This is a genomic window from Mycolicibacterium sp. ND9-15 (assembly GCF_035918395.1).
GTDB lineage: Bacteria > Actinomycetota > Actinomycetes > Mycobacteriales > Mycobacteriaceae > Mycobacterium.
Map to the genome: position 1 here is coordinate 2375576 of NZ_CP142362.1, position 17188 is coordinate 2392763.

General features: G+C 67.4%; 16 protein-coding genes and 1 pseudogene. 14 read left to right on the forward strand and 3 right to left on the reverse strand.

Features of this window, described 5'->3' with window-relative positions; genetic code table 11:
* Positions 1-125: 125 nt before the first annotated feature.
* From murJ to QGN32_RS11635, 9 genes and pseudogenes are all read left to right on the forward strand, one after another.
* The gene (gene murJ / locus QGN32_RS11595; RefSeq protein ID WP_326549033.1) at positions 126-3647 is read left to right on the forward strand and encodes a murein biosynthesis integral membrane protein MurJ; all 3522 of its coding nucleotides are present in this window, start codon (positions 126-128) and stop codon (positions 3645-3647) included.
* 67 nt (positions 3648-3714) lie between these two features.
* Positions 3715-3831 (forward strand): annotated as a pseudogene (locus QGN32_RS11600) (RNA polymerase sigma factor SigM); the annotation flags it as partial.
* Positions 3832-3854: 23 nt separating this feature from the next.
* On the forward strand, positions 3855-5270 hold the full coding sequence (locus QGN32_RS11605; protein ID WP_326548701.1) for a recombinase family protein: 1416 nt from the start codon (positions 3855-3857) through the stop codon (positions 5268-5270).
* A gap of 422 nt (positions 5271-5692) precedes the next feature.
* Positions 5693-5920, forward strand: a complete 228-nt coding sequence (locus tag QGN32_RS11610; protein ID WP_326548702.1) for a hypothetical protein — start codon at positions 5693-5695, stop codon at positions 5918-5920.
* 242 nt (positions 5921-6162) lie between these two features.
* Positions 6163-8274, forward strand: coding sequence for a DUF3631 domain-containing protein (locus tag QGN32_RS11615; RefSeq protein WP_326548703.1), 2112 nt, complete (start codon positions 6163-6165; stop codon positions 8272-8274).
* Complete coding sequence (locus tag QGN32_RS11620; RefSeq protein WP_326548704.1) at positions 8271-8519, forward strand: hypothetical protein; 249 nt, start codon at positions 8271-8273, stop codon at positions 8517-8519. The genes QGN32_RS11615 and QGN32_RS11620 overlap by 4 nt, the downstream gene beginning before the upstream one ends.
* Positions 8501-8794, forward strand: coding sequence for a hypothetical protein (locus QGN32_RS11625; protein ID WP_326548705.1), 294 nt, complete (start codon positions 8501-8503; stop codon positions 8792-8794). Before QGN32_RS11620 ends, QGN32_RS11625 begins: the two co-directional genes overlap by 19 nt.
* Complete coding sequence (locus QGN32_RS11630) at positions 8791-9168, forward strand: hypothetical protein (RefSeq protein ID WP_326548706.1); 378 nt, start codon at positions 8791-8793, stop codon at positions 9166-9168. The genes QGN32_RS11625 and QGN32_RS11630 overlap by 4 nt, the downstream gene beginning before the upstream one ends.
* Positions 9169-9701: 533 nt before the next feature.
* Entirely contained in the window at positions 9702-10802 is a 1101-nt protein-coding gene (locus QGN32_RS11635) for a hypothetical protein (RefSeq protein WP_326548707.1), read from the forward strand.
* A 71-nt stretch (positions 10803-10873) separates the two neighbouring features.
* Here the strand turns inward: QGN32_RS11635 and QGN32_RS11640 are convergent, their stop codons facing one another.
* Positions 10874-11215, reverse strand: coding sequence for a hypothetical protein (locus tag QGN32_RS11640; protein ID WP_326548708.1), 342 nt, complete (start codon positions 11213-11215; stop codon positions 10874-10876).
* On the opposite strand from QGN32_RS11640, the gene sigM reads away from it, so the two are divergent.
* From sigM to QGN32_RS11665, 5 genes are all read left to right on the forward strand, one after another.
* Entirely contained in the window at positions 11214-11735 is a 522-nt protein-coding gene (gene sigM, locus QGN32_RS11645) for an RNA polymerase sigma factor SigM (RefSeq protein ID WP_326548709.1), read from the forward strand. The two genes, QGN32_RS11640 and sigM, sit on opposite strands and share 2 nt — an antisense overlap.
* A gap of 57 nt (positions 11736-11792) precedes the next feature.
* On the forward strand, positions 11793-12407 hold the full coding sequence (locus tag QGN32_RS11650) for an RsmA family anti-sigma factor (protein WP_326548710.1): 615 nt from the start codon (positions 11793-11795) through the stop codon (positions 12405-12407).
* A gap of 94 nt (positions 12408-12501) precedes the next feature.
* A complete protein-coding gene (gene trxB / locus QGN32_RS11655; RefSeq protein WP_326548711.1) occupies positions 12502-13473 on the forward strand; it encodes a thioredoxin-disulfide reductase in 972 nt (323 codons plus the stop codon).
* Between the two features lie 14 nt (positions 13474-13487).
* Positions 13488-13835 carry a thioredoxin gene (gene trxA, locus QGN32_RS11660; RefSeq protein WP_326548712.1) on the forward strand — a complete coding sequence of 116 codons (348 nt, stop codon included), beginning with the start codon at positions 13488-13490 and terminating at the stop codon, positions 13833-13835.
* 144 nt (positions 13836-13979) lie between these two features.
* Positions 13980-15176, forward strand: coding sequence for an N-acetylmuramoyl-L-alanine amidase (locus QGN32_RS11665; RefSeq protein ID WP_326548713.1), 1197 nt, complete (start codon positions 13980-13982; stop codon positions 15174-15176).
* On the opposite strand, the gene QGN32_RS11670 is transcribed toward QGN32_RS11665, so the two are convergent.
* Both QGN32_RS11670 and QGN32_RS11675 read right to left on the reverse strand, forming a co-directional pair.
* Entirely contained in the window at positions 15173-15967 is a 795-nt protein-coding gene (locus QGN32_RS11670; RefSeq protein ID WP_326548714.1) for an acetyltransferase, read from the reverse strand. The genes QGN32_RS11665 and QGN32_RS11670 overlap by 4 nt on opposite strands.
* Positions 15968-16156: 189 nt before the next feature.
* Complete coding sequence (locus QGN32_RS11675; protein ID WP_326548715.1) at positions 16157-17149, reverse strand: ParB/RepB/Spo0J family partition protein; 993 nt, start codon at positions 17147-17149, stop codon at positions 16157-16159.
* Positions 17150-17188: the final 39 nt, after the last annotated feature.

Consider the following 17188-nt stretch of genomic DNA (forward strand, 5'->3'; position numbering starts at 1 on the left):
CCGCAGCGCCGCCGCCTCGGCCGCCGCGCGACCCCCCGCCCCGGCTCAGCCGCGGACCGGCGCCGCGACGCCGGGCCGGTCGCCCGGAGCTATCCGACGCGGCGGTGGTCTCCCGGTCATGGGGCATGGCGGTGGCGACGCTGGTCAGCAGGCTTACCGGGTTTGCCCGCATCGTGCTGCTCGCGACCATCCTCGGCGCCGCGCTCACGAGTGCGTTCTCGGTGGCCTATCAACTGCCGAACCTGATCGCCGCGCTCGTCCTCGAAGCGACGTTCACCGCGATCTTCGTGCCGGTGCTGGCGCGCGCCGAGCGCGACGATCCCGACAACGGCACGGCGTTCGTCCGCCGCCTGGTCACGCTGGCGACGACGCTGCTGCTGATCATCACCGCGCTGTCGGTGGCGACGGCGCCGATGCTCGTCGGGCTGATGCTGGGCAGCCAACCGGAGGTCAACCGCGACCTCACCACCGCGTTCGCCTACCTGCTGCTTCCCCAAGTCCTGTTCTACGGGTTGTCGTCGGTGTTCATGGCAATCCTCAACACCCGCAACGTGTTCGGTCCTCCCGCCTGGGCGCCGGTATGTAACAACCTGGTCGCGTTGGCGACTCTCGGCTTGTATCTGGTTGTACCGGGCGAACTTTCGGTCGATCCGGTACGAATGGGCAACGCGAAGCTTCTGGTGCTCGGCATCGGGATGACGCTCGGAACGGTGACGCAGGTGCTGGTGCTGTTGGTGGCGATCCGCCGCGAGCGCATAAGCCTGCGCCCGCTGTGGGGCATCGACGAGCGGATGAAGCAGTTCGGTGCGATGGCCGCCGCAATGGTGCTGTACGTGCTGATCAGCCAGATCGGTTTGATCGTCGGCAACCGGATCGCCAGTGGCGCTGCGGCTTCGGGGCCCGCGATCTACAACTACACGTGGTTGGTGTTGCAGTTGCCGTTCGGCATGATCGGCGTGACGGTGCTGACCGTCGTGATGCCGCGGTTGAGTCGCAACGCCGCCGCCAACGATCAGCGCGCGGTGCTGGCCGACCTCTCGCTGGCCACTCGGCTGACGATGGTGACGCTCATCCCGATCGTGGCGCTGATGACGGTCGGCGGGCCGGCGATCGGCAGCGCGCTCTTCGCCTACGGCAACTTCGGCCAGGTCGACGCGAACTACCTCGGCGTGGCGATCACGCTGTCAGCGTTCACGTTGATCCCCTATGCCCTTGTGCTCTTGCAGCTTCGGGTGTTCTACGCGCGGCAGCAGCCATGGACACCGATCCTGTTGATCATGGTGATCACAACCGTCAAGATCATCGCCTCGCTCATCGCGCCGCATCTCACCGACGATCCCGATCTGGTGGCCGGGTACCTGGGTACTGCCAACGGCCTGGGCTTTCTGGCCGGTGCCACCGTCGGCTACTTCCTACTGAGGGCACACCTCGACCCGCCCGGCGGACGCCTGATCAGCGTTCAAGTGGTGCGCACGATCCTGGTCGCCATCGCCGCCTCCCTGCTCGCAGGCATGCTCGGCCACGCCGCCGACCAGCTGCTCGGGCTCGAGTCGCTGACGGAGAACTGGGGCGGCGCCGGCTCCCTGCTGCGGTTGACGGTGCTCGGTTTGATCATGGTGCCGGTCATGGTCGCGGTCCTACTGGCTGCACGCGTCCCCGACGCCCAGGCCGCACTGACCGCCGCCCGCCGCCGCTTCGGGGGGCGGACGGCGCCCACGTCGTCGAGAGCTGCTTTGACCGGCGACCGGCCGCGAACACGCGCCTCGCTCACGTACCCTGAACAGAGGAATTCGTCCGCGCCGGGCCAACGTCACGGTCCACCGACCGTGCGGCGCGGACCACCTCCCCCAGATGCTTGGGACCGGAAGCCGAAAGGACCAGCGGTGAGCGACGAATCCGCAGGTGGCCCCCCGCCCAGTCCCGACAGGGGGGCAACCACCCGGCTCCCGGTGTCATCGAGCGGCCCGTCCGACGTCGTCGCCGACGACCTCCAGCCCGACGTGCCCGGTCCCGGCCAGACGACCGAGTTCGCCGCCGAGAACGGCACTGCGCGAATGCCGGTGTCTGGACGGCCGCCCTCCGACTACGGCGGCGACCCCACCCGCGAACCCCTCGCGTTCGACCCCCCGCGCGAACCTGCCATCGAGGCCGCCACCTCGGATGAGGACGTCCACCTCATCCCCGGCGCGGTGATCGCCGCGGGCCGCTACCGGCTGCTGGTGTGCCACGGCGGTCCGCCGACGCTGCAGTTCTGGCAGGCGCTCGATACCGCACTCGACCGTCAGGTTGCGCTCACCTTCGTCGATCCGGACAACACGATGTCCGACGAAGTGCTGCGCGGAATTCTGACGCGCACACGCAAGCTCAGCCGTATCGACATGCCCGGCATCGCGCGCGTGCTCGACGTCGTCAATACCGGGTCGGGTGGCCTGGTCGTGTCGGAGTGGATCCGGGGCGGGTCGTTGGCCGAGGTGGCCAACACCTCGCCCTCCCCCATCGGCGGTGCCAGGGCCATGCAGTCGCTGGCGGCGGCCGCCGAGGCCGCACACCGCGCGGGGGTGGCCCTGTCGATCGACCATCCCAGTCGCGTGCGGGTCAGCATCGAGGGCGATGTCGCGCTGGCCTTCCCGGCGACGCTGCCCGACGCGACACCCGAGGACGACATTCGGGGCATCGGGGCGACGCTGTACGCGCTGCTGGTCAACCGGTGGCCGCTGCCCGAACACGGGGCGCGCAGCGGGTTGGCGCCCGCCGAACTCGACGCCGCGGGACAACCGACTGAACCGCGCGCCATCGATCGCCAAATACCGTTCCAGATCTCGGCCGCGGCCGCGCGCGCCGTACAGGAGGGCGGCGGCATCCGCAGCGCACCGACCCTGCTGAACCTGCTGCAACAGGCGACGGCGATCGCCGACCGGACCGAGGTGATCTCCCCCGTCGACGACCCCGAGCATCCCACCCCGCGCAGGCCCGACGGCGTCGCCGAGGACCCCGAGGCCCAGGCGCGCCGCCGCAAAGCGCTGATGATCGGGCTCGGCGTCGGCGGTGCCATCGTCGTCGTGGCGCTGGTGGTGTTGGCGACCGTGCTGAGCCGGATCTTCGGTGACGTCGGCGACGGCCTCGGCGGCGACCGGCTCGGGCTCAACGACCCGACGACCGCCGAGTCGGCCGGCGATGGCGGCGGCAGCGGCGGCGGCAATGTCGTCAAACCCACTTCGGCGACGGTCTTTTCCCCCGAGGGCGAAGCCGACGCGCCCGCACAGGCGAGGTTGGCGATCGACGGCGACAAGTCCACGGTGTGGCCGATCGACACCTACACCGATCCGGTGCCGTTCCCGAACTTCAAGAACGGTGTGGGCTTGATGCTGCAACTGCCGCAATCCACCACGGTCGGCGAGGTCGACATCGATCTCAACAGCACCGGCACCGCCGTGGAGATTCGCTCGGCGCAGTCGTCGACGCCGTCGTCGCTGGCCGACACCACGGTGTTGACGCCGGCCACCCAGCTCAAGCCCGGGTCCAACACCATCAAGGTGGAGAACGCCTCGCCCACCTCCAACCTGCTGGTGTGGGTTTCCACGCTCGGCCAGGTCAGCGGCGAAAGCCGCTCCGACATCGCCGAGATAACGGTCAAGTCGGCGTCCTGAGCCTGCCCATCCCCAGGCCGGCAAAGATGTGTCGGGAGGTACCCGCGTAGCCGTTTAGTGTTCGCCTGTGGGGAGCTTTGGGGGGCAGTCCGGTCGGGAACGCAGTGACGCGGAGCTGCTCGCCGCGCACGTCGCCGGCGACCGGTACGCGTTCGAGGAGTTGTTCTACCGCCACCACCGTCGATAGCGGCAAGTACACTCTAGCGTATGAATGCGACGAGAACCGCCATCTACCTGCGCCAGAGCCTCGACCGTGACGGCAACCAGTTGGCCGTCGCCCGCCAGCGCAAGGACTGCCTAACGCTGTGCGAGCAGCGCGGCTGGACCGACGTCGCCGAGTACGTCGACAACGACCGGTCGGCCACCAACGGCAAGCCCCGGCCCAAATACCAGCGGATGCTGGCCGACATTCGCGCAGGCCGCATCGACGCCGTCGTCACGTGGGACCTCGACCGGCTGCACCGCCAGCCCCGAGAGCTTGAGGACTTCATCGACCTGGCCGACGAGCACCGGCTGGCGTTGGCCACCGTCACCGGCGATTGCGATCTGGCCACCGACAACGGGCGGCTGTTCGCCCGCATCAAAGGCGCGGTCGGCAAGTCCGAGACCGAGCGCAAGGCCGCCCGTCAGCGCGCCGCCGCCCGCCAGAAGGCCGAGCACGGCCGCCCGCACTGGAAACGGGCGTTCGGCTACCTCGAAGGACCGAACGGACCCGAGCCGGATCCGCAGACCGCGCCGTTGGTGAAGCAGGCGTATGCGGCTGTGCTGGCCGGGTCGAGCCTCAAGGACATCGCCCGCATGTTCAACGACGCGGGCGCGGTCGGGCTGACCGGCAAGCCGTGGCGGCAGTCGAGCGTGAGCCTGTTTCTGCGTAAGGCGCGCAACGCCGGTTTGCGTGAGTACAACGGCGAAATCGTCTGTGACAAGAAGCGCGAACCGGTAAGGGGCACTTGGACTCCGCTGGTCGACGAGGACACCTGGCGGGCAGCGCAGTCGGTGCTCAACACACCTGGACGCGCACCGGGCCGTAAGACCGTCAAGCGCCATCTGCTGACCGGCGTCATGTTGTGCGGCAGGGACGGCTGCGACGGCTATCTGGCGGCGCAGTGGTCGAATGAGCAGGCGCGCCGGGTGCGCTACGGCTGCCGGGCCTGTCAGGGTGTGGTGATCCGCGCCGACGATGTCGTGCCGCTGATGTACCGCCTCGTCGGCGGTCGGCTGGCGATGCCCGACGCTGTCGATCTGCTGCGCAGAGACCTTCACGACGAGGCCGAGGCCGAGGCGCTGCGCATCGAGGCGAATGCGCTGCTGGCGCAGATCGCCGATGCGGAACGCGAATACGACGAGGGCATCATCGACGGTAAGCGGCTGGCCGGGCGTACCGCACGGGCGAATGAGAAGCTGGCCGCCATCGAACGCCGCCGCCAGGACCAGGAGCGGCTGCGGGTGTTCGACGGTATACCGCTGGGCACACCGCGGGCGGCCGATGCGGTCGCGAAGCTGTCACCGGACCGGTTCCGCGCCGTCATCGACGTGTTGATGACGGTCACCGTGATGCCGGTCGGCCGGGGTCACGGCCGTGTGTTCGACCCAGAACGGGTGCGGGTGACCTGGAAGCGGTGAGACGAGTGGCGTCGGAGGTCTTCATTTTCTGCAACGGTGCTGGGCATCCCGGTCGAGACGAGAACGTGACAACGTTCGTTCGCATGGCGAGCGGCGACTGGTACGAAAAGATCCCACGGCACGACCGAACAAGCGTCATCTTCGAGAACCGGCGGTGGCGTCTGTGGTGCGACAAGTGCGGGGATCAGCGGACCGTTGTCGTGGCTCGGCGGGAAACCCTTTTCGCGGTTCTGGGCAAGTTGGCCGACGCCGGAATTCCGCACATATCACTTGCTGATTTAGCTGCTAACCTGTAGGGCACAGTTGCAGATGTTCGGTTGAGCCGAACGCGAATCGGGCGACTCCCGGCCGGGACAGGGTTAACACCGGCGCTCTAAGACGCCTCAGCGGGCGTGTGGATGACACACGCCTAGGAGCGTCCCATGCCGAGCAAAGTTATTGCTCACCACAAAGCGCGGGTTGCGGCATACACCCGCAGCCGAACTCCCGACGACCCCGATTTTCTCGCAGCCAAACGCGACCTCGCCGAAGCGCGTATCAGCGACTACGTCGAACGGGTGCTGGCTCAAGCCCCGCCGTTGAATGACGAGCAACGCACCCGACTCGCCGAGCTACTGCGGCCGGTACGCACCAACGGCGGTGAAGCATGAACGCGCCGCCGGTGTGGCAGCCGCGCTGCCGGGTCTGCGACCGGGCGCTGGTGCGCGCCCAGGACAGAGCCGCCGGATATTGCCGACGTTGTGCGCGGGAGGCGGCCAACGATGACGCCACCCGATAGCAGAATGTGGGCCCCAGAAAGGACCCACACTCAGCACGACGCCCAAGTCGATGACACCGATATTACCGGCTACGGCGACATTCTCGACTACCTGAACGCCACGGCGGCGACATTATGAGCACCGCTTACGACCGCATACTCGACGCGCTGCGGGCCAACGGGCGCGAAGTCAAAGAATCCGGCAACGGGCGGGCGAGGGCGCAGTGCCCGGCCCACGACGACAACAAGCCGTCGCTGTCCATCGGCCCACGCAGAGACGGTAAAGGCGTCGTGTTCGACTGCCGCGCCCACTGCAAGCGCCTCGACGTGCTGAACGCACTCGCATTGCAGTGGCGGGACCTGTTCGACGAGCCGGGGATGCGTGACATATACAACCCGACAAGGACATACTCGTACCCCGGCGGCCGTAAGGTGCGCCGCAAGCCCGACAAGACATTCCCGCAATGGGGCGAAAAGGATGACCCCAACCTGTTTCACGCCGACCGCATCGGCGACACCGAAACGGTCTACGTGCCCGAAGGTGAAAAGGATGTTGAGGCAGTCGAGGCGGCCGGTGGCGTCGCCGTCTGCGCGCCGATGGGTGCCGGTCAAAAGAACCTAAACCGCTACGACTGGTCGGTTCTGGGCGGCAAGCACGCCGTAATCGTCACCGACAAGGACGAGGCCGGTTATACCCACGCCGCCCGGGTCGCCAAACTGTTGCGCGGTGTCGCCGCGTCGGTGCGAACCGTGGAAGCCGCCGAAGACTGCAAAGACTTCGCCGACCACCTGGCCGCCGATCACACACTTGACGAGCTGGTCCCGGTGCCCGAACCCGACCCGATCGACGGCGCCGCGCTACTGGCCGACGTGGAGCGCTTCGCGGGCCGATTCCTGGCATTCGCGACGACACATCATCTAGTGGTCGTCGTGCTGTGGATCGTCCACACCTGGGCCGTCAACGCGTTCTACGTCACGCCGCGGTTGGTGCTCGACTCACCCGAACCGGGTAGCGGCAAGACCCGCGTGCTCGAAGTGCTGGCGCTGCTGTGCCGTAACGCCAAACTCACGCTGAGCACGACGACGGCCGCACTGTACCGGCGCATCGCGGCGGCCGGTGAAGCGCCGCCCACCGTGCTGCAAGACGAGGCTGACGCGGTGTTCGGCAAGACCAACAACCCGCAAGCCGAAGACCTGCGCGCACTGTTCAACGCCGGTTACAAGTGCGGCGCCACCGTCGACCGCTGCGAAGGCGACGCCAAGAACATGAAGGTGCGAGAGTTCCCCGTGTTCGCGCCGGTAGCGCTCGCCGGGCTCGCCGGCAAGATGCCCGCCACGATCACCGACCGCGCCATCACGTTGCACATGCGACGACGCGCACCCGACGAACACGTTGCGGAGTTCCGCGAACGCGACGCTGCCGCGGAAGCCGCGCCGCTGCGCGAACTGATCGAAGCGTGGACTTGCGCTCATCACGACACGCTGACCGCAGCACGGCCCACGATGCCCGAAGGCGTTCGCGACCGACCCGCCGAAGTGTGGGAAGCGCTCATAATCATCGCCGACGCCGCAGGCGGTGATTGGCCGCAGCGCGCACGGGCGGCGTGCCGTCACTTCGTGCTCAATGCGGAACCGGATGCGCTGTCGTTCGGCCTGCGGCTGCTGCGCGACGTGCGCGACGCGTTCGGCGAGCTTGACCGCATGTTCTCTGTTGACCTGATTCTCGCGCTGCTGCACGACGAGGAATCGGAGTGGCGCGACCTGTGGGGCAAGCCACTCGATCAGCGTCGGCTAGCAAAAGAACTCAAGCGGTACGGAGTGCGGTCGACAAAGGTCCGAATCGGTGAGCACACAGCACAGGGGTACCTCGTCGGCGGCGACGACGGACTCGCCCAAGCGTGGCACCGCTATCTACCCGAGCGCCCATGTCCGGAACAGCCAGAACATCCGGAACATCGCAGGTCAGCCGATTCTGCTAATGGAACACAAACGGAACAAGTGGAACACGAACGGAACAAGTGGAACACGAACGGAACAGGCAAAACACTCTCTGAACAGGCATTGCTCGTAGATGTTCCGGATGTTCCGGATGTTCCGGATACAAATGGGTCGCAACTCGGCGGGCGTCACTCCGCCTCGCAATTCAAACCGCCGACCGGCCCCGGCCGCTGTCCCGAATGCGGTTGTCACACCGAGACGCAAGGCCACAGCAACGACTGCCAGCAAAGAATAGCGGTCGACCGATGAGCCGACGCCAACGCCGGGCCAAAGCCCGCGACCCCCACTCAGCCCGGCGCATCATCGAATTGCAGCACCGCGTCGAGACAACCGGGCTGCCCGGCGTCATCCACGGTCTGACCGACGCCTGCGCCGACTGCACCGCCGAGGGCGCGATCATCCTGCTACCCGGCGGTGACGCGATCGGCCGCGTCTACCACGACGACCACTGCCCGGCCGCCGCCGGCATTGTCGAATGGCGGCCAGCGCCGTGAGCCGCTCCTCACGACGCCCCGTCGACGCCCACCGACCCGGCTGGCTCACGCTCACCGCGACGGTCCTGCACGGCACGCCTCGCCTTGAAGGCGCCGCATGCCGCGACCGGCCGTGGCTGTTCGACGCTGACGACGCCGCCAGCCGTGACGCCGCACTGCGCCTGTGCCAGCGGTGCCCGTCGCTGACCGACTGCGCCGCGTGGGTCCGCTCGCTGCCGTACGCGTCGCGACCACCCGGTGTCGTCGCCGGGCGCTACAGAGGGCGCGCCACATGACCAGACGCCGACGCAACTTGCGCCGCCTACCACCACCACGCCGAGCAACACCGCGACGGGCGACGACCAATCAACGCGGCTACGACGCGGCACACAAAGCCGAACGCGAACGCGTCGGGCGCATCGTCGCCGCGGGCCTGGCCACCTGCGCCCGCTGCGGTAAGCCCATCCACCCGGCGCACAAATGGCACCTAGACCACCACGACACCGACCGGTCGCGCTACATCGGACCAAGCCACGCGAGTTGCAACGTCTCCGCAGCTCAGCGCCGACGCTGGCTGCGGGCAGCGGGCGCAAACCCCGACGCGCCGCCGAGGCGACCGGCCCGAGCGCTGCGGTTCTTCAATACTGGCAACGGCGACGAAAAGCGATGAACGCCAACATGTTTCACAACGCGAAAGCCTTTGCGGTGCAACCCGTTTCGATGGCACTAGCAAACGCCGCAGCTATGGTGTACCCTCTTTTTTTGAGGGGCTTCGAGCCTGGGGACCCAAGGTCGAGGCCAATTTTTATCCCGCGAATCCACATTGATCTTGATTTTCCAGCAAACTACCTGCACTGCCCGACGCCGTTTGCTGGAACCGCCCCGAATCATGTTGGAAAGCAACGGATTCCGCGAGATACCCTCCGCGTCAATCCTATTGACGTGCAACGGCTTTCGGTTAGGTCGCATATTTGAGCCGGTATGCTTGGAATCGTCCGCCGTTGCGGGCTGTGGGTTCGACCGTCGTTGCGGTCATCCACTTTTCGAGGGTTTCGGGCCGTTGTCCGCATATCCTTCGGGGCCGACGCCAGATTCGCGCGCCCCAGGCCGCCGGGCCTTTTGTCCTTCACCCCACCGGTTGTTGCGGTGCGCGCGCTGGCGTTCGCGCCGTCGGCCGAATTTCCCACGAAAGTTGGAACTGATATGAGCACACGAACCGATGTCGACGCGCTCGTAGAGCTGCCCCGCGCCGAACGCGAGGCGCGTCTGCGCGCCGCCGCCGAGCGTGTCGAGACGCGCGCGAATCGCTGCGTTGCCGAGGGCCGCGACCTCACGCCGCGCGAAGATCAACTTATACGCGACGACCGCGCCGAGCTCGAAGCGCTGATGGCGGCGAACGCGATTGCCGAGCACTCCGAGCGGATGCGATCAGCGGTCGCCACAGCCGTCGAGACCCGCGGCTCGCGGCCCGAGGACCACGCCGCTCTCGGCGACTTCGTCGAGGCGCTGAGCCACGGCGTGCCGTACCGGGCGCTGATCGAAACCCGCAGCGTCACCACGGCCGTCGCCGGTGCCCGCGCCAATGTGGCTGTTGAGGCGATCGGCAGGCCGCGCTGGATTTGGGATGAGGCGTCGATCCCGTTCTTCCCCGCGGACTCGCTCACCGTCAGCGGACCGAGGTTCGCTGCATTGGTGGCGCGGAGCGCGACCGCCGAGGCGGGCACCAAGCCGAACATGACCGATCCGACGCTGGAACAGGAAACGCTCGCGGCGTTCGCGGTTGTAGAAGAGGTCTCCGATCAGGTGATCCGCTTCGGCGTTGGCGCGACTGCGGTGTCGGAGCGGCTCGCCAGTGAAAGCGTGTTCAGCGTCAACGCGGCGTTCGTTGCTGCGCTGGAGACCGCAGCGGGAACACCGGTCACCTACACGACCAGCGCATCACACCAGGCCGACGCGGGCATCGCTGCAGTGTGGGCTGCGACCGGCGCGCGACCGACAGCGATCATCGTCAACCCGGCCGACTACCCGCTGCTCAGCGACAAGGCCGCGGTAGGCCCCGGCGACGGGATCAGTACAGAGGTTCTGCGCTTCAACGGCATTGCGTTGATTGTCAGCGCGGCGGTCACGGCGGGTGTCGGAGTGGTGCTCAACGGCCGCGCGTTCTCCGCGCACGCGACCCCGGTTCTGCTGGCGTCGCTGCCGAATCTGAACACGAACATGACGACGCTGCGGGCTGAAACCTACGCGGCCTTGCTGCAGCATGACGAGGCCGCGATCGTCGCTGTTGACTTGGTGACGCCGTAAGGCCACCCGGCGCGCCGTGGGGTTTTAGTGGATTCCCCTCGCGGCGCGCCGGGCACGGCGAACCGAACAGTTCAGGCGGGCGGCTCGGCGGCGTCTTCGGGAGGGCCTTGCTCCGCTAGCCATGTGTCTAGAAGGGGGTCCATCGCGAGCCGCTTGTGTTTGTCAGTGAGCGGCAGGATTTCGCTGACGGTGCCCGCGTGCCGGGCCTGCGCAACCTCACGGCGCGCGTGAAGCTCGCGCAGTTCCTCAAGTAGCCCGATGATCATCGGTTTCCCATGGTGTGCCACGAGGCGCTCTAGGCGTTGTTGGAAGTCGTCGGCGCGCCGATCATTGGGCCAGAGCAGCGCCGCGAGCGTGAAAACGGTGAGTGTGGGCGGTCGGTCGGCGGCGCTGGCGGGAGGTTGGTCGGTCATGGTGTGTCCTTTCAGAGAGTGCAGTTTCCGCAATCGCCACCACCGCCAGCTGTACCGGATCGCCCGGATCACCAGCCTCAACCCCGACGACGCCGCCGACGCCCTGCAGGACGCGATGCTCAAGGCACACAGAAGGGCGCCATCCTTTCGATACGACGCCGCCGTGAGCAGCTGGCTGCACCGCATCGTGGTGAACGCATGTCTGGATCGGTTGCGGCGCAACAAAACCCGGGTAGCCGAGTCGTTGTCCGACGACCTCGGACACATCGGCGACCCGGCGTCGCGGGTGGACACCGCGATCGTCGTCGAGCGCGCGCTGTTGCGGTTGCCGGTCGAGCAGCGCGCCGCGGTGGTGGCCGTCGACATGCAGGGTTACTCGGTGGCGGAGACCGCGCGTATCCTCGGCGTGCCCGAGGGCACAGTCAAGAGCCGGTGTTCGCGCGCCCGGGCCAAGCTCGCCGAAGCGCTCGAGTACTTCGACGCGGAGGCCACCGAGGAAGCCTCTGCTCGTAGCGATTGACCGGAACCGAGGATGGTTCGGCTGCGTCTTACCTCTCGTGGTGGAGACTGGCTGACGATGCAGACCGGAACGGACGACCCCTCGGATCCCGCGCTCGAGCGGGTCCGCCACGAACTGGCCCGGTTGCGCCACGACGCGGCCTCCGCGCCCGACGTGCCCGCGGAGGTCACCGCGCGGATCGGTGCCGCGCTGCGGGTCGCCGGCGAACCGACTCACGCCGTCGAACGGCCCCGGTTGCGACGGGTACACGTCATCGGGCTGGTCGTCGGTCTCGCCGCGACGGTGGCCGCGGTGGTCATCGGAACGTCGATGCTGGCTCGCGATCCCGCAGCCCCGTTCTCCCGGTCCGGGCCTACAGCCGAACGCATCACGGTGTCGCGGCCGCCACCCACGGTCCCGCTCACCGTTTCGCAGCTCATCGCTCTGCTGTCCGCACCACCCGACTACGGCCCCCTGGCCGACCCGCAGCGACGCGCCGCCTGCCTGGCGGGGCTGGGCCACCCGGCACCCACTCCCGTCCTCGGCGCGCGCCCCGTCGACGTGGCTGGACGCCCCGCCGTGCTTCTACTGGTGCCGGCGAACGCCGACGATGTCCGCGCCGTGGTGGTCGACGCGGGCTGCCCCGCGGTGCACAGCGGGCTGCTGGCCGAAACCGTGGTCAGGCGACCGTAATCTGTCCAGCGAGGTTGTCCGCGAAACCCGGGGAACACCACCGCCTAGGCTGGTGTTGCTAGCGGTGCCGACCTAATGCGGCAGAAAGGCGCTCATGACCACCACATCCACGGTTCATGATCTGATCATCATCGGATCCGGCCCGGCCGGCTACACCGCCGCGATCTACGCCGCGCGTGCACAACTGGCGCCGCTCGTGTTCGAAGGTGTCCAGTTCGGTGGCGCGTTGATGACCACCACCGAGGTGGAGAACTACCCCGGTTTCCGTGACGGCATCACCGGCCCGGAACTGATGGACGAGATGCGCGAACAGGCGCTGCGCTTCGGTGCGGACCTGCGGATGGAGGATGTCGACGCGGTCTCGCTGGACGGACCGGTCAAGACCGTTACCGTCGGCGACCAGACATATCGAGCCCGCGCGGTCATCCTCGCGATGGGCGCGGCGGCGCGGCACCTCGGTGTGCCGGGTGAGGAGGCCCTACTGGGCATGGGCGTGAGCACGTGCGCGACGTGCGACGGGTTCTTCTTCCGCGATGAGGACATCATCGTGGTCGGCGGTGGCGACTCCGCGATGGAAGAGGCCATCTTCCTGACGAAGTTCGCCCGCAGCGTCACGCTGGTGCACCGCCGCGACGAATTTCGCGCGTCCCGGATCATGCTGAACCGCGCTCGCGCGAACGAGAAGATCACGTTCCTCACCAACACCGGCGTCGTCGAGGTCGAAGGCAGCCCCAAGGTCAGCGGTGTCCGGTTGCGTAACAACATCACTGGTGAGGAATCCAAGCTCGCCGTCACCGGTGTCTTCGTCGCGATCGGCCACGATCCGCGTTCGGATCTGGTGCGCGGTCAGGTCGACCTCGACGACGACGGTTACGTCCTGACTCAGCAGGGTTCGACAAGTACCTCGATCGAAGGTGTGTTCGCCGCAGGCGATCTCGTCGACCGCACCTACCGCCAGGCCATCACCGCCGCGGGCACCGGCTGCTCGGCCTCCATCGACGCCGAACGCTGGCTTGCCGAAAGCGGTTCTGGCCCAAGCGATGAAGCCACCGAAACCCCCGTTTGACAGGAGCCCCACGAATGCCCGACAGCGCTGGATCCACTGGATCTTCTACGGTAGCGGTGACCGACGACTCGTTCTCCCAGAAGGTGTTGTCCAGCAGCACCCCGGTGCTGGTGGACTTCTGGGCCACCTGGTGCGGTCCGTGCAGGATGATCGCCCCGGTGCTCGAGGAGATCGCCACCGAGAAGGCCGGCGCATTGACGGTCGCCAAACTCGACGTCGACGCCAACCCCGCCACCGCGCGCGATTTCCAGGTGGTGTCGATCCCGACGCTCATCGTTTTCAAGGATGGTTCGCCGGTGAAGCGGATCGTTGGCGCGAAAGGCAAGGCTGCGCTCCTGCGCGAGCTCAGCGACGTGCTCTGACCGTGGCCTGATTCGGCCAATCCGCGGCGCAGACACCAGCCTGGGGTTTTCTTGAATCGGCGAAGCATCTGCGACAATCGTGCCTAGCACGTCAACCTCGTCAGCGCCGTTGCGCAGCTGACAACCGTGACCGAAGGGCCGCATATGTCCAGTCTGCGTCGCGGTGACCGCGGGGCCGCGGTCACCGAGATCAGGGCTGCACTGACGGCGCTGGGCATGCTCGACAACTCCGACGAGGAGATCACCACCGGCAGGCAGGTGGCGGTGGACATGTTCGACGCGGGACTCGACCAGGCGGTGCGCGCCTTCCAGCAGCATCGCGGCCTGCTGGTGGACGGGATCGTCGGCGAAGCGACTTACCGGGCACTGAAAGAGGCGTCGTATCGTCTCGGTGCACGCACTCTCAGCCACCAGTTCGGCGCCCCGATGTTCGGCGACGACGTCGCGACGCTGCAGGCCCGGTTGCAGGACCTCGGTTTCTACACCGGCCTGGTCGACGGGCACTTCGGCCTCACCACACACAATGCGTTGATGTCGTACCAGCGCGAGTACGGCCTGTATCCCGACGGCATCTGTGGCCCGGAAACGTTGCGCTCTTTGTACTTCCTGGGTTCCCGCGTCACCGGCGGTTCGCCGCACGCGATCCGCGAGGAGGAGTTGGTCCGCCGCTCCGGTCCCCGACTGTCCGGTAAGCGCATCATCATCGACCCGGGCCGCGGCGGTGACGACCCCGGTCAGATCATGCAGGGTCCGGCCGGTCCGATAAGCGAGTCAGACATCCTGTGGGACCTGGCCAGTCGGCTCGAAGGCCGAATGACCGCCATCGGTATGGAGACCTTTCTGTCGCGCCCGGCCAACCGCGCGCCGTCGGACGCCGAACGCGCTGCGACCGCCAACGCCGTCGGCGCAGACCTGATGATCAGCCTGCGCTGCGCCACCCAGCCGAGTCCGGCCGCAAACGGTGTCGCATCGTTCTATTTCGGCAACTCCCACGGGTCGGTGTCCACCATCGGACGCAACCTGGCTGATTTCGTTCAGCGAGAAGTGGTGGCCCGCACCGGGTTACGCGACTGCCGTACCCATGGCCGGACGTGGGACCTGCTGCGCCTGACCCGGATGCCCACGGTGCAGGTCGACGTCGGCTACATCACCAACCCGTACGACGGCGCCATGCTGGTGTCGATGCAGGCTCGCGATTCGATCGCCGAGGGGATGCTCGCCGCGGTGAAGCGGCTCTACCTGCTCGGCAAGAATGACCGTCCCACAGGCACATTCACGTTCGCCGAACTGCTGGCACACGAACTCTCGGTCGAACAAGCCGGCCGCGTCAGCCCGTCCTAGCCGTCGACCGCGGTCGACCCGGACGAACCCGCACCCGCCCCGACCGGCTGGCGCAGCTGCGCGAACTCGAACAGCCGCTCCAACGCCGCCTCGACATCGGCCTTCCAGCCCAACCCCTGTTCTAACTCCAGTCGCAGCCGGGGGAAGTACCGGTGTTGGGCGACCACCACGAAACCCGCGTCCAGCAATAGGTCGACGTCGAGGACGCATTGCTCGACCGAGCAGTCGCCGAGCACCTCGAGAACGGGTCGCAGCGCCGGCGTCACCACCCGCGGTTCGAGTAACTTCCCGACCTCGGCGGTGTGGGCGAACGCTTCGAGCGCCCGCGCGCCTCGGCGGACCAGATCACCGACCACGGCACCGATCAGCATGCGCGACACCCCGTCGGCATCCTCGCCGGGCTCGATGCCCAGCGAGGTGAGCAATACCGCGTCGGCGCTGACGGGTGCGGTCGGGAAACTACGTGCCCGCGGCACGGCGCCTGGCGGCGCATAGAACGCATAGCCCAGACAGGGCTCGTCCCCGCGCAACGGGGCCGGCCCGTCGTCTGTCTGCTCGTCACTGCACTGCACCGCGACCTGTCCACACGATCCCCACTCGAGCATGACCATCGACAGCCACGCTTCCTTCTCGAATTCGGGGTCGGACAGGTGGTCGTCGACCCCGGGCGTCGCGGCACCCGCGCCTCGCCCGAGGGTCATCGGATCGACCTCCCAGTACACGCAGCGACGGGCATGCTTGGGCAACTGCTCGAACGCTTCGAGCCGTAGAGGCGTGACGCGTGCCGACACTAAACTCCCCGGGTCCTACGCGGTGCGGACTTGCACAGCTGCCACTCCAGGATAGAAGGGTCCCGCCGCGTCGGCCCTTCGATTCGCGGGGCTGTCACGTGTACACCCGAAACATGTTGTCTCACAGGCCGTTTCCTTCAAACGAGAAGCTGCGCCGCCGTCGACCGGGTTTGTGTCACAGTGACGTAATTACCCGGTGTGGTCGGACGCGCTCATCAGTTCGACTATGCGTTGCAGGTCGTCGACCGACCCGAACTCGACGACGATCTTGCCCTTGCGTTTGCCGAGGCTGACCGTGACCCGCGTATCGAAGGCGGTGGACAGCCGCTCGGCAACATCCTGCAGCCCCGGCATGTGGATGGGCTTGCGCTTCGGCGCCGACGGGGCAGTTGGGCCCGCCCGGTTCGCCAACGTGACCGCTTCCTCGGTCGCCCGCACGGATAGTCCCTCGGCGACGATCCGCGCGGCCAGTTGCTCCTGCTGCTCCGGCCCGCCCTCGAGCGACAGCAAGGCACGCGCGTGGCCGGCCGACAGCACGCCCGCTGCAACTCGCCGCTGCACCGCAATGGGCAACCGCAGCAGTCGGATCATGTTCGTGATCACCGGGCGCGACCGGCCGATCCGAGCGGCGAGTTCATCGTGGGTCACTTCGAACTCGTCGAGCAACTGTTGATACGCGGCCGCCTCCTCCAACGGGTTCAGTTGTACGCGATGGATGTTCTCCAGCAGCGCATCGCGCAGCATGCTGTCGTCGGTGGTCTCCCGCACGATCGCCGGGATGGTGGCGAGTCCGGCTTGCTGGGCGGCACGCCAGCGCCTCTCCCCCATCACGAGCTGGAAGCGAGGGCTGCCCGGCTCGCCGGCCGGCAACGCCCGCACGACGATCGGTTGCATCAGCCCGAACTCGCGGATCGAGTGCACGAGTTCGGCGAGGGCCTCCTCGTCGAAGACCTGGCGCGGCTGCCGCGGGTTCGCCTCGATCGACGCCAGATCGATCTCGCGGTAAATTGCGCCGACGTCGTGGGCCGTGTTGCCGTTCGATGGTCCACCGATCACGACATCGGCGGCCGCGTCGCCCATCCGGGGGCCGAGGGCGGATTGCTCTCCGTCCGCGGGCCCGGTCGGGATCAGCGAGGCGAGGCCCCGGCCGAGGCCGCTGCGCTTGCGTGTCGGTTGGCTCATCAAATTCTCCTCTTCGCGCAAGCGCTCATCGGTACTTTC

What these genes read in the sequence shown, in the direction of transcription:
- QGN32_RS11615 (WP_326548703.1), top strand. Translation starts at nt 6,163, where the DNA reads ATGAGCACCGCTTACGACCGCATACTCGACGCGCTGCGGGCCAACGGG.
- QGN32_RS11605 (WP_326548701.1), top strand. Translation starts at nt 3,855, where the DNA reads ATGAATGCGACGAGAACCGCCATCTACCTGCGCCAGAGCCTCGACCGT.
- trxA (WP_326548712.1), top strand. Translation starts at nt 13,488, where the DNA reads ATGCCCGACAGCGCTGGATCCACTGGATCTTCTACGGTAGCGGTGACC.
- murJ (WP_326549033.1), top strand. Translation starts at nt 126, where the DNA reads ATGGCGGTGGCGACGCTGGTCAGCAGGCTTACCGGGTTTGCCCGCATC.
- QGN32_RS11650 (WP_326548710.1), top strand. Translation starts at nt 11,793, where the DNA reads ATGCAGACCGGAACGGACGACCCCTCGGATCCCGCGCTCGAGCGGGTC.
- sigM (WP_326548709.1), top strand. Translation starts at nt 11,214, where the DNA reads ATGGTGTGTCCTTTCAGAGAGTGCAGTTTCCGCAATCGCCACCACCGC.
- QGN32_RS11640 (WP_326548708.1), bottom strand. Translation starts at nt 11,215, where the DNA reads ATGACCGACCAACCTCCCGCCAGCGCCGCCGACCGACCGCCCACACTC.
- QGN32_RS11675 (WP_326548715.1), bottom strand. Translation starts at nt 17,149, where the DNA reads ATGAGCCAACCGACACGCAAGCGCAGCGGCCTCGGCCGGGGCCTCGCC.
- QGN32_RS11665 (WP_326548713.1), top strand. Translation starts at nt 13,980, where the DNA reads ATGTCCAGTCTGCGTCGCGGTGACCGCGGGGCCGCGGTCACCGAGATC.
- QGN32_RS11610 (WP_326548702.1), top strand. Translation starts at nt 5,693, where the DNA reads ATGCCGAGCAAAGTTATTGCTCACCACAAAGCGCGGGTTGCGGCATAC.
- QGN32_RS11620 (WP_326548704.1), top strand. Translation starts at nt 8,271, where the DNA reads ATGAGCCGACGCCAACGCCGGGCCAAAGCCCGCGACCCCCACTCAGCC.
- QGN32_RS11635 (WP_326548707.1), top strand. Translation starts at nt 9,702, where the DNA reads ATGAGCACACGAACCGATGTCGACGCGCTCGTAGAGCTGCCCCGCGCC.
- QGN32_RS11625 (WP_326548705.1), top strand. Translation starts at nt 8,501, where the DNA reads ATGGCGGCCAGCGCCGTGAGCCGCTCCTCACGACGCCCCGTCGACGCC.
- QGN32_RS11630 (WP_326548706.1), top strand. Translation starts at nt 8,791, where the DNA reads ATGACCAGACGCCGACGCAACTTGCGCCGCCTACCACCACCACGCCGA.
- trxB (WP_326548711.1), top strand. Translation starts at nt 12,502, where the DNA reads ATGACCACCACATCCACGGTTCATGATCTGATCATCATCGGATCCGGC.